At 66.3% G+C, this 10,603-nt stretch carries 9 protein-coding genes and 1 pseudogene; 2 read left to right on the top strand and 8 right to left on the bottom strand.

The features are described 5' to 3' along the window. The 4 genes and pseudogenes from esaR to rsmB all read right to left on the bottom strand — a co-directional run. Positions 1–418, bottom strand: a pseudogene (esaR, locus tag G3N97_RS32070) (response regulator transcription factor EsaR); the annotation flags it as partial. After that, positions 419–2,845: a PAS domain-containing sensor histidine kinase gene (locus tag G3N97_RS32075; protein ID WP_205996950.1), complete on the bottom strand. Its 2,427-nt coding sequence runs from the start codon at positions 2,843–2,845 to the stop codon at positions 419–421. Continuing rightward, positions 2,835–3,425 carry a DUF4390 domain-containing protein gene (locus tag G3N97_RS32080; protein WP_205996951.1) on the bottom strand — a complete coding sequence of 197 codons (591 nt, stop codon included), beginning with the start codon at positions 3,423–3,425 and terminating at the stop codon, positions 2,835–2,837. The genes G3N97_RS32075 and G3N97_RS32080 overlap by 11 nt, the downstream gene beginning before the upstream one ends. After that, complete coding sequence (rsmB, locus tag G3N97_RS32085; protein ID WP_205996956.1) at positions 3,422–4,915, bottom strand: 16S rRNA (cytosine(967)-C(5))-methyltransferase RsmB; 1,494 nt, start codon at positions 4,913–4,915, stop codon at positions 3,422–3,424. The genes G3N97_RS32080 and rsmB overlap by 4 nt, the downstream gene beginning before the upstream one ends. A 232-nt stretch (positions 4,916–5,147) precedes the next feature. Here rsmB and G3N97_RS32090 point away from each other — a divergent pair, with 232 nt between their 5' ends. Continuing rightward, complete coding sequence (locus G3N97_RS32090) at positions 5,148–6,302, top strand: hypothetical protein (protein ID WP_205996952.1); 1,155 nt, start codon at positions 5,148–5,150, stop codon at positions 6,300–6,302. Positions 6,303–6,366: 64 nt separating this feature from the next. On the opposite strand, the gene htpX is transcribed toward G3N97_RS32090, so the two are convergent. From htpX to def, 4 genes are all read right to left on the bottom strand, one after another. Then, positions 6,367–7,218: a zinc metalloprotease HtpX gene (gene htpX / locus G3N97_RS32095; protein WP_065061828.1), complete on the bottom strand. Its 852-nt coding sequence runs from the start codon at positions 7,216–7,218 to the stop codon at positions 6,367–6,369. Positions 7,219–7,421: 203 nt separating this feature from the next. Next, positions 7,422–8,069 carry a LysE family translocator gene (locus tag G3N97_RS32100; RefSeq protein WP_065061827.1) on the bottom strand — a complete coding sequence of 216 codons (648 nt, stop codon included), beginning with the start codon at positions 8,067–8,069 and terminating at the stop codon, positions 7,422–7,424. A 163-nt stretch (positions 8,070–8,232) separates the two neighbouring features. Beyond that, positions 8,233–9,231 (bottom strand): methionyl-tRNA formyltransferase, encoded by a 999-nt coding sequence (fmt, locus tag G3N97_RS32105; protein WP_205996953.1) that lies wholly within the window; start codon positions 9,229–9,231, stop codon positions 8,233–8,235. A gap of 56 nt (positions 9,232–9,287) precedes the next feature. Continuing rightward, positions 9,288–9,791 carry a peptide deformylase gene (gene def, locus G3N97_RS32110; protein ID WP_205996954.1) on the bottom strand — a complete coding sequence of 168 codons (504 nt, stop codon included), beginning with the start codon at positions 9,789–9,791 and terminating at the stop codon, positions 9,288–9,290. Positions 9,792–10,121: 330 nt separating this feature from the next. Here def and G3N97_RS32115 point away from each other — a divergent pair. Further along, positions 10,122–10,603 (top strand): DNA-processing protein DprA (locus G3N97_RS32115; protein ID WP_205996955.1); only part of this gene is annotated, 482 nt, incomplete at its 3' end.

Consider the following 10,603-nt stretch of genomic DNA (forward strand, 5'->3'; position numbering starts at 1 on the left):
CGCCCGCCACCGGCTTCGCGCCAGGCGCACCCGCCGCCGGCACCGGCGCGGCTGTGCCGCGCGCGAGACCCTGCTCGACTGCCTTCAGCAGCTTTTGCAGCGCGATCGGTTTCTCGAGGAAGTTGAGCGCGCCGATCTTGGTCGCCTCGACCGCCGTGTCGATGGTCGCATGTCCCGACATCATGATGACCGGCATCGAGAGCTGGCCTTGCGCGGCCCACTCCTTGAGGAGCGTGACGCCGTCGGTGTCGGGCATCCAGATATCGAGCAGCACCAGGTCAGGCACCTGACGCTGACGGAATTCACGCGCCTGTTGCGCGTCCTCCGCGAGCTCCACGACGTGTCCCTCGTCGCTGAGGATCTCCGAGAGCAATTCCCGGATGCCCATTTCATCGTCTACCACCAGGATGGTTGCCATTTACGCTGCCCTTGTCTGCACTGTTGCTTTTGATCCCTGCTCCGCTGTAACGCTTGAACGTGCGTTTGCGTTGGCGTCCGGGTCGACGTCGTCGGCGAGCTGGAGAAAGAGAATCGATATTTGCGCGCCTTCGATCACATCGCCCGCTTTCATGCGGTTTCGAATGTCGATGCGCGCGCCGTGCTCGTCGACGATCTTCTTGACCATCGCAAGCCCGAGTCCTGTTCCTTTGGCCTTCGTCGTCACGTAGGGTTCAAAGGCACGCGTGAGGATGCGTGCCGGAAAACCCGAACCGTTGTCCGAGACCGTGAGACGCACCGCGACGCGCGTGTGACCCTGCGCGTCCGCATCGCCGTATTCTACGGCCCGCGTTTCGAGCGTTACACGAGGCTGCGCGACATCGGCCACGGCGTCCTGCGCATTCTGCAGGAGGTTGTGGATGACCTGGCGCAATTGCGTCGCGTCGCCACGTATCACGGGCAGCGTCGACAGCTCGACCTTGATCGCGCTCTTGCCTTCTTCCGCGCCGTAGAGCGTGAGCACTTCGCTCACGAGGTCGTTCAACTGCAGGCTCGCGAGCACCGCCGGCGGCGTGCGCGCATAGTCACGGAAGTTGTCGACCATCTGCTTCATGGCCGCGACCTGATTGACGATGGTCGTCGCGCCGCGCTTGAGCACTTCGGCGTCCGACGGCGCGAGCTTGTCCGAGAGCTTCATCTGCAGACGCTCGGCGGACAGCTGAATGGGCGTGAGCGGATTCTTGATCTCGTGCGCGAGACGCCGCGCGACTTCGCCCCACGCGACCGAGCGCTGTGCCGAGATCACGTCGGAAATGTCGTCGAACACGACGACGTAGCCCGAAGTCTGCATGTCGCCCGCGTCGCGGCCGGTGTCGGAGACGAGACGCGCGCCGCGCACGAGCAGCGTCAGCGGATCGGTTTCGCCCGGCACGGGCACCGAGAACTGCTGCTGCCAGTGGCCGCGATCGACGCCGCCGTTGTCGCCGCCCATGCGCGACGCTTCCTGATCGGCGAAGGCCTTGCGCACCATCGCCGCGAAGTCGCCGAGCGCGGCCACGTGATCGATCGGCAAGCCCACCTGGGTCTGGAACGGATGACGGAAGATGCGTTCCGCGCCGGGGTTCGCCGTGGTCAGGCGGAACTGCCGGTCGAACACGAACACGCCCGCCGTGAGATTGGCGAGGATGCTTTCGAGATACGCCTTCGAATGTTCGAGCGCGACGCGGTTCTTCTCGACGGCCTGGCGCGCTTCGGAGAGCTGCCGCGTCATCGCGTTGAACGACTGCGTGAGGAAGCCCAGCTCGTCGCGCGACTTGATTTCGCGTTTGGGCGTGTAGTCGCCCTCGGTCACTTCCTTCGTGCCCTGCGCGAGCAGGAACAGCGGCCGCGCGAGCTGATTGCCGAGCGCGAGCGCGAGCATCATCGCCACGAAGGTCGCGAGGAACAGCGCGAGCGTGAGCGTGCCGATGTACATCTTGCGCAGGCCCGTGCGGCCGAGCGCCTTTTCCTGATATTCGCGATAGGCGCGCTGCACGGCGTCCGCGTTGCGCGCGAGCGCGGCGGGCACGGGCTGTTCGAGTTGCAGGAAGCGTTCGGCGGGCTGCAGGTCGGTGGTATTGCCGTCGGGAATGCGCGTGACGACGCGCAACCTCAGCGCGCCCTTGGGTCCATGCAGATGCGGATCGCCGTCGACTTCGCCTTCGATCGCCGCATAACCGCGCCCGCGCGCCTGATCGATCATCAGCGTGGTGGGCAGATCGGCGGGCATCAGCGAGGAGAAGTTGCTCGATGCCTGCGCAACCACGTGCATGTCCGGCGCCGCGCCCGACATGCTGCGCACCGGCTCGACGATGGTCGCGTCCTGCACGCCGAACTGGTCGCGCGCGCGCAGCAGCGTGAGCGTCGTGCCGGCCGCGTCGCCGCTCGCGATCTGCTCGGCCATCAGGCGCGCCTTGGTCTGCAGATCGGACAGCGAGGCGTCGAGCATGCCGCGCCCGAGATTGAGACCCGCCGTGAGCGCGGTTTCCACGTTCACGTCGAACCACGACTCGATCGAGCGCGAGACGAACTGATACGAGACGATGTAGATGATGCCGCCCGGCACCACGCCCACGAGCGCGAAGAAGAACGCGAGCTTGGCGAGTAATCGCGTGCCGAACTTGCCGCGCCGCAAACGCACGACGATCACGATCACGAGCGCCGTGACCACCGACATGAAGATGATCGCGACGCCGATGTTGGCCGCGTAGAGCCAGCCGTAATAGCGGTCGAAGAATTCCGTGTTCGCGCTCGCGGCGGCGAGCAGGACGAGCAGCAGCGCCGCGGTGAACGCGACGGTGGACACCAGCAGCCTCACGACGAAGCTGCTGACACTGCCTCCGGTGGCGCGGCGCACTTTATTTAGCACGTTCGGTCACCGTGAAGCTAAAGCGCTTCCAGTCGGAAGCGAGGTTCCAGTCGCGGTTGTTGACCGCATCGATCTGGAACGGCTTGGGCATGAGCGCGACGTCGAGCTGCATGCGCACCGAGGCCGTGTAGGTCTCGCCCGGATGCACCTGATTGCGCTCGATCACGTGCCACGACGTGACGTGCTTGATGACGGCGAGCGCTTCCGCCAGCGTCGAAAAACCGAGCTGGAGACCGCCGCTCGAGACGCGATATTCGCGCGTGAGCGGCTGGAACGAGAGGCGAATGCTTTGCGAGACGCTCACGGGTTGTTCGTCGAACCAGTACCAGCGCGGGCGCGTGAGTTCGAAATCGGTGGTGAAGTAGAGCGGGATGCCCTTGTTGACCGCGTCTTCCAGGCTGCTGTTGAGATCGAAATCGAAGCGGGCGTCGAGGCTCCAGCCGGAGCCGTCGGCCTGCAACGAGGCGCGCTGCACCGAGATCGAATCGGCGCGCGCCGGCGCGGCGGCCATGAAGCCAAAGAACAACGCGACCCAGAGCAGGGCCGCGAAGCGCAGCGGGAAGAAGCGTTTGATGGTCACCGTTTCTGGAAGCGCGCGTAGAAGAATCCGTCGTGATCCGCGGGGCGATCGGCCGGCGCGCCATCGGCCGCGGTGGGCAACAGTTGCCCCGGAGCATCCAATCGTACCGCATCCTCACGGCTGCTTTCAAACCAGGCCGCCTGCGCCTCGCCTTCCTCGGGGAACAGCGAGCAGGTCACGTAGAGCAGTTCGCCGCCCGGCTTGAGCAGGCTCCACAAGGCTTCGACGATGCGGCGCTGCTCCTTGACGAGCGCCGCGATATCGCGCTCGCGGCGCAGCCAGCGAATATCGGGATGACGTCGCACGATGCCCGAGGCCGAGCACGGGACGTCGGCGAGAATGCGGTCGAAGCGCTCTGCTTCGGCTTCGCCTTCAGCTTTGAACCACGCTTGCGGCTCGCCCGCATCGCCGACCACGACGCGCGCGTGACGCAACGGATGCGCGGCGTCGTCCTGCGCGAAACCCAGACGCGCGAAGTTCTCGCCGATACGCCCCGCGCGCGAGGCGTCGCTCTCCAGCGCGATCAGGTCGATGTCGGCGAGTTCGAGCAGATGGCCGCTCTTGCCGCCGGGCGCCGCGCACGCATCGAGCACGCGCATACCGTCGCGAACGCCGAGGATTTCGGCGGCGATCTGCGCGCCCGCATCCTGCACGGACACGTCGCCCGCGAGGAAGCCCGGAATGCGATCCACGGGCAGCGGCGTGGCCAGCCGCACGGCGTGCGTGCCGATCTGCGTCGCGGCGATGTTCTCGGCGGCGAGGCGCTGCACATAGTCGGCGGCGTTCGTGCGGCGCGCGTTCACGCGCAGCGTCAGCGGACCGTGCGTGTTGCCCGTGGCGAGAATCGCTTCCCATTGCGCGGGCCACGCGCGGCGCACCGCGTCGATCCACCATTGCGGATAGTTCCAGCGCGCGACGTCGTCGGCTTGCGCGGCGGCCAGCGTCTGATCGCGCTCGCGCAGGAAACCGCGCAGCACGGCGTTCACGAGGCCCTTCGCGAAGGCGATCTCGCGGCGCGCGCCCACCGTGCGCACGACCTGATCGACGACCGTAAACGGCGTGTAGGCGGCGTGCGCTTCGTCGTCGACGAGGAGCGCGAGCGCGCAGGCCAGCAGGTTCGTCACGTGGGCGGGCGGCGCCTTGCTCACGCGCTGCTTGATCAGCCAGTCGACCGTGCCGAGGCGGCGCATCGTGCGATACGCGATGTCCTGCACCGCACCGCGCGCGACCGAGGCAAGCTCATGCGGCAGGGACGCGAACGCGTTCGACAGCGCGGCAGGCAACGCCGCGCCGGCTCGAACCGCGCCGACGGCCTGGGCCGCCTGATCGAGCGCGAAGCCGAGCGAGTCGGGGGCCAGATGCACGGGCGCGAGCGCCGCCGGCGCGCCGGATTGCCGGGCAGTCGAAGCGGAACGTGCAGAACGGCCTGCGCGGGTCTGGCCGGCTTTGCCGGCAGTGCCCGACGGGCGACGGGAATGGCTGGATGTCATGAAAAAACCGGATGCGAGCCGCGTGGCGCGGCGTACTGGCATAAGCAAAGCACAAGCGAGCCATTGTAGCGTGGCGTGGGCGCAACGCCGCCCATGCGGCGCAGAGAACTCGACGGATCGCCGCACCGCGCCCGCTTTCGGGCTCGGCGTTCGCGCACTAGAAAACTGCCGATTTCGCCTGAGTTTGCGCTGCAAAATGGCAAACGCCCCGCTACCACCGGTAAAGGCCGCCATGAAACTGTTCGGAAAAAGATTCGATCTCGTGTTCCTGGTCTTTGCCGTGCTGTTCGCGGTGGCCGCTCAGGGATCTCACAAGCTGCTCACGCCCTTCTGGGACTACAGCAGTTACACGTCCGCGCTCACGCGCTACCACCTCGGCGTCGATCCGTACGGCATCGCGGCTTCGGACTTTCCGCTGGTCTATCCGCCGATCTTTCTGAATCTGTTCGCGAACGTGCCGTTTCTCGCCATTTATCTGCTGTTCGCGCTCGCGACGCTTGCCTACGTGGTGTACAGCGTGCGCAAGACGGATTTCGTCTGGGCCGCCAGCGTGGGCTTTCTCGCGGGCGGCGCGGGCGTCGGCGCGCTGCTCACGGCGAATTTCGCGACCTTCTCGCACTTGCTGATCGTCGCGCTGCTCTATTCGGCGTCGCGCAGCGAGCGCCGCGCCGCGCTCGGCTACGGACTCGCCGCGATCGTCATCGTGCTGTTCGCGTCGATCAAGATTTACTTCGCGGCCTATGCGCTCGTCTTTCTGTTTCTGCCGAAAGGCCTCCGCTACTTTTTCGCCATCCCGATTTGCGTCGCGTGCGTGGACGCCGCGCAAATGCTGCTCGAACCGCAGTTGTGGGCCGGTTTCGAAACACGCCTGCGCTGGCAGGTGCTCACGCAGCACGACTCGGGCCTCGTGCTTTCCGGCATTCTGCAGCAGCGCGTCGCGAGCCTCTCGGCGCTTCAGGACGTGCTGATCCACGAAGTCATCGTTGTCGCGCTCTTTCTTTACGGGATCAATCCGTTGCGCGAGCCGCGCACGATCGGCTTCAACGAGGTCTCGGGCAAGCTGTTCTACGTGATCGCCTTCGCGATCATCCTGAATCCGCGCCTGAAGGAATACGACATCGGCGCGCTGTTCGCGTGCTGCTATATCTCGCTGTTTCAGAGCACGCGGCCCGAGGATCGCGCGCAACGGCTGATCGCCTATGTCGTTCCGGTTGCGTTTGCCGTCGCGTGGATGCTGGCGCGGCTCACGCACGTTTTCCTCTTCCTCGACCTGATGTGGATTGTGAGCGTCTACGGTCTCTTCTTTGCGATTTCGCTGCGCCAGCGCGCGCTGCGCAAGGTCGATCACGCGCGTCCGCCGTCGCACATCGGCATCAGGCAGGCATAAAAAAACGCCTCGAAAGAGGCGTTTTTCGTGATGCGCTCGCGCTGCGTGCGCGATCGTTCCCAGCTTAGCGCTGCCCCGACGCCATCTCCATCAGACGGCGGATGCGTTCTTCCGTGGACGGGTGCGTGCTGAACAGATTCTGGATGCCGCCGCCCGAGAGCGGATTCATGATCATCATCTGCGCGGTAGCCGGATGCTGCTCGGCGGCGGCAAACGGGATGCCCTGCGCGTAGCGATGAATCTTGTCGAGCGCCGACGCCAGCGCCTGCGGATCGCCCGAAATCTCCGCGCCGCCCCGATCGGCCTCGAATTCACGCGCGCGCGAAATCGCCATCTGGATGAGCGCGCCCGCGATCGGCGCCAGCAGCGCGACAGCGATGCCCGCGATGGGGTTCGTCGGGCGACCGTTTTCGTCGCGGCCGCCGAAGATCATCGCGAAGTTGGCGAGCGCCGAAATCGCGCCGGCCATGGTGGCCGAGATCGTCGAAATGAGGATGTCGCGGTGCTTCACGTGCGCGAGTTCGTGCGCCATCACCCCTCGCATCTCGCGCTCGGACAGCACGCGCAGAATGCCCGTGGTCGCCGCCACCGCCGCGTGCTCGGGATTGCGGCCCGTGGCGAACGCGTTGGGCGCATCTTCGTTGATGAGATAGACGCGCGGCATGGGCAGATTCGCTCGCGTGGCCAGATCGCGAACCATGCGGTAGAACTGCGGCGCCGTGGTTTCGTCGACTTCCTGCGCGTTGTACATGCGCAGAACCATCTTGTCCGAGAACCAGTACGAGAAGAAGTTCATGCCGAGCGCGATCACGAGCGCGAACATCATCCCGCTGCGCCCGCCGATCAAACCGCCAATCGCGATGAACAGGGCCGTAATCGCGGCCATCAACATCGCGGTCTTGACCCAGTTGAACATGTGCTGTGCTCCTTCACCCAGTGGGGATCAAATCGTTGGACGCCCGCCGCGCGCCATCCCTCAAAGGGACAGGCCGCGGCAGCGAGCGCATTGTAAGCGATCTGTTAGATAAGGGCGGGTGCGAAAAATTCAATCTCCGCGCGCCGTTTTGCGGGCGGCGCGCAGTTTCAGCCGGGCATTCGACTCAGCAGTCAGCGCCAGGTTTAACGCGTGGTGGTCGCGAGCTTCACGCCAAGCCCGACGAACGCCGTGCCGACGGTGCGGTCGAGCCACTTCTTGATGCCCGGCTTGCCCGAGAAACGCTGTGTGACGCTGCCCGCGATCCACGCGACGAAGCTGTTCCAGACCCAGCTCATCAGCACGAACACCACGCCGAGCGTGAGGAATGCGATCACCTTGTGCGGGCTCGTCACGCTCACGAACTGCGGGAAAAACGAGACGAAGAACAGCACGACCTTCGGATTCAGCACATTGGTCCAGAAACCCGAAAGGAACAACTGGCGCAGCGGACGCGGCGCAGCGGCGCGCGCTTCGCCGGCTTCGGGCTCGCTGGCCTTCGCTTCGCTCTTCGCGAAGATCAGGCGCACGCCGAGATACACCAGGTAGCACGCGCCCACCAGCTTGATGACCGTGAACGCGGTGGCCGACGCCGCCAGCAGCGCCGTGAGACCGAACGCGCAGGCGAGCGCATGCACGCAGCAGCCCGCCGAGATGCCGAGCGCCGACACCAGACCGGCGCTGCGGCCCTGCGCGACGCTGCGGCCGACGATATAAGCGGTGTCAGGGCCGGGCGTGACGTTCAGGAGGAAAACTGCGACCACGAAGAAGCCGAAATGGGTGATGCCGAACATGACTTTCTCTGCAAATACGGTGAAGAAATAGCGCACGAACGCTCTCGCGCGGGGCTCGATCGAGACGCGACCGGGCCTCGAAGCAACCCACCGATTCTAACGCGCACAGCGTGGCGCGCGTCACCTGGCCGAACGGATGACTGGCGCGCGATTGCGCCCGGATTTACGCTGCGGATTCGTCGGGCAACGCGAAACGCTGGCCTGCCGAGAGCGGCATGCCGGCCAGGAATTCGCGCGCGGGCAGGCGCTTGCCGCCCGGCTTTTGCAGCTGCGTGAGGCGCAATGCGCCCTCGCCGCACGCCACCACCACGCCCGTGGGCGAGACCTCGAGAATCTGGCCCGGCGCGGCGGCTTCGGGCAGCGTCACGTCGGTGGCCGGTTCGGCGGCCCACAGCTTGAGCTGCGCGCCGTCGAGCGTGGCCGCGCCGCCCGGGAACGGATCGAACGCGCGAATCTGGCGCGCGAGCGCGACGGCGGAGCGGCGGAAATCGAGCGCGGCTTCCTGCTTGCCGATCTTCTCGGCGTAGGTCACGCCGTCGGTGGGCTGCGGCGTGAGCGGCAACTGGCCGGTGCGTTCGAGCTGGGTCAGCCAGTCCACCACGAGTTGCGCACCCAGATTCGCGAGGCGGTCGTGCAGCGTCGCCGTGGTGTCGGTGGGCGTGATCGGCGTGCGTACTTCCGAGATCATCGGACCGGTGTCGAGGCCCGCGTCCATCTGCATCAGCGTGATGCCGGTCTCGGCGTCGCCGGCCTCGATCGCGCGATGGATCGGCGCGGCGCCGCGCCAGCGCGGCAGGATCGAAGCGTGAATGTTGATGCAGCCGTCCGTCGGAATGTCGAGCACTTCCTGCGGCAGGATCAGGCCGTAGGCCGCCACCACCATGACGTCGTGCGGCGTGGCGCGCAGCAGCTCGATGGCCTCGGCGGCCTCCTGCGGATACTTGCCGGCGCGGCGCAGCGAAGTGGGCTGTGCCACTGCAATCCCGTGCTCCTGCGCGTAACGCTTGACCGGGCTCGCCTGGAGTTTCATGCCGCGTCCGGCGGGACGATCGGGCTGGGTCAGCACGAGCGGCACGGGAAAGCCCGCCTCGTGAATGGCGGCGAGCGCCGCGGCGGCGAATTCCGGCGTACCGGCGAAGATCACGCGAAGAGAGTGGCTCATGGGCACAAGCGAATACGGGGTGAAACAGTGATGCGCACGGCTGGCGTGCGCGGCGCTTACATCGCGCGTTCGAGCTTCTTCATCTTGCTCTTGATGCGCGTCTGCTTGAGCGACGAGAGGTATTCCACGAACACCTTGCCCATCAGGTGATCCATCTCGTGCTGGATGCACACGGCGAGCAGGCCTTCGCAGTCGACTTCGTAGCTCTCGCCCTTCTCGTTCAGGGCGCGCACGCGCACTTTCTCCGCGCGCTCGACTTCGTCGTAGATGCCCGGCACCGAGAGGCAACCCTCTTCGTGCACTTCGCGCTCGTCGCTCGACCAGACGATTTCCGGGTTGATGAACACCTGCAGTTCGTCGTGCGCGTCGGACACGTCGATCACCACGACCCGCTCGTGCACGTCCACCTGGGTGGCGGCGAGGCCGACGCCGGGCGCTGCGTACATCGTCTCGGCCATGTCGGCGACGAGTTTGCGGATGCGGTCGTTGACCACTTCGACCGGCTTGGCGACCTTGTGCAGGCGCTTGTCCGGGTAATGAAGAATATTCAGTAGAGCCATGATTTCACGGTTTCTCGTTGGGCGGCAGGCCGCGCCGATGTTGCGGATCGCGCGCGGACTGGCCGTTCGGCCAGCTTGCGGGCCCAGTACAGGATACGGAGGATATACGGACAAAACGGCCGGATTCAACGCGCCGCCCGCCTCGGGCAGCCGGTGCCGTGCCGCTCGCGCACTCGCACGGGCCAACGCGGCCGCGCAAGGGCGATGCCTCGCTGCGGCGCGTTGCAGCAGCGCCTCAGTGAGTCCTCAACGAGCGCCGCCAACAAATTTCGGATGGTGAAAATTTTAACACGACGGGCTGCGCTTCGCCCGCCCACGGGAGAATCGCCCATGCTCGTTCCGCCGTTGCTTCCTCAGCCGCCCGCGCCGTTGCCGTCGGCTCCGCTGCCGCTGGCATCGGACGAACTCCACGCCTGGCTGCGTCTCGCCTGCGCACGCGGCCTGAAGCCCGCCGCGCTGCGCGCATTGCTGGGCGCGTTCGGGTTGCCGCAACAGGTGCTCGCGCAATCGTTCAGTGCGCTCGCAGCCGTCGCGGGTGGCGAGGCGGCGCAAGCGGCACTCGCTGCGCCGCCATCCGGCTTCGCGCAACAGGCCGAAGCGGTGCGCGACTGGTGCGCGCAGACCGGCAACGCGCTCGTGCCGCTCGCCGACGCCGCCTATCCGCCGCGCTTGCTGACGATGACCGGTCCGCCGCCGCTGCTCTACGTGAAGGGGCGGCTCGATCTGCTGCACGCGCGCAGCGTCGCGGTGGTGGGCAGCCGCAGCGCCACGCCGCAAGCCGTCGAGGACGCGGCGCGCTTCGCCCGCACACT

The sequence above is a fragment of the Paraburkholderia sp. Ac-20347 genome (genome assembly GCF_017104805.1).
Taxonomy (GTDB): domain Bacteria; phylum Pseudomonadota; class Gammaproteobacteria; order Burkholderiales; family Burkholderiaceae; genus Paraburkholderia; species Paraburkholderia tropica.

Excerpts from the sequence above, each read along its gene's own strand:
- def (WP_205996954.1), bottom strand. The coding sequence starts at position 9,791 with ATGGCTCTACTGAATATTCTTCATTACCCGGACAAGCGCCTGCACAAG.
- G3N97_RS32090 (WP_205996952.1), top strand. The coding sequence starts at position 5,148 with ATGAAACTGTTCGGAAAAAGATTCGATCTCGTGTTCCTGGTCTTTGCC.
- htpX (WP_065061828.1), bottom strand. The coding sequence starts at position 7,218 with ATGTTCAACTGGGTCAAGACCGCGATGTTGATGGCCGCGATTACGGCC.
- fmt (WP_205996953.1), bottom strand. The coding sequence starts at position 9,231 with ATGAGCCACTCTCTTCGCGTGATCTTCGCCGGTACGCCGGAATTCGCC.
- rsmB (WP_205996956.1), bottom strand. The coding sequence starts at position 4,915 with ATGACATCCAGCCATTCCCGTCGCCCGTCGGGCACTGCCGGCAAAGCC.
- G3N97_RS32100 (WP_065061827.1), bottom strand. The coding sequence starts at position 8,069 with ATGTTCGGCATCACCCATTTCGGCTTCTTCGTGGTCGCAGTTTTCCTC.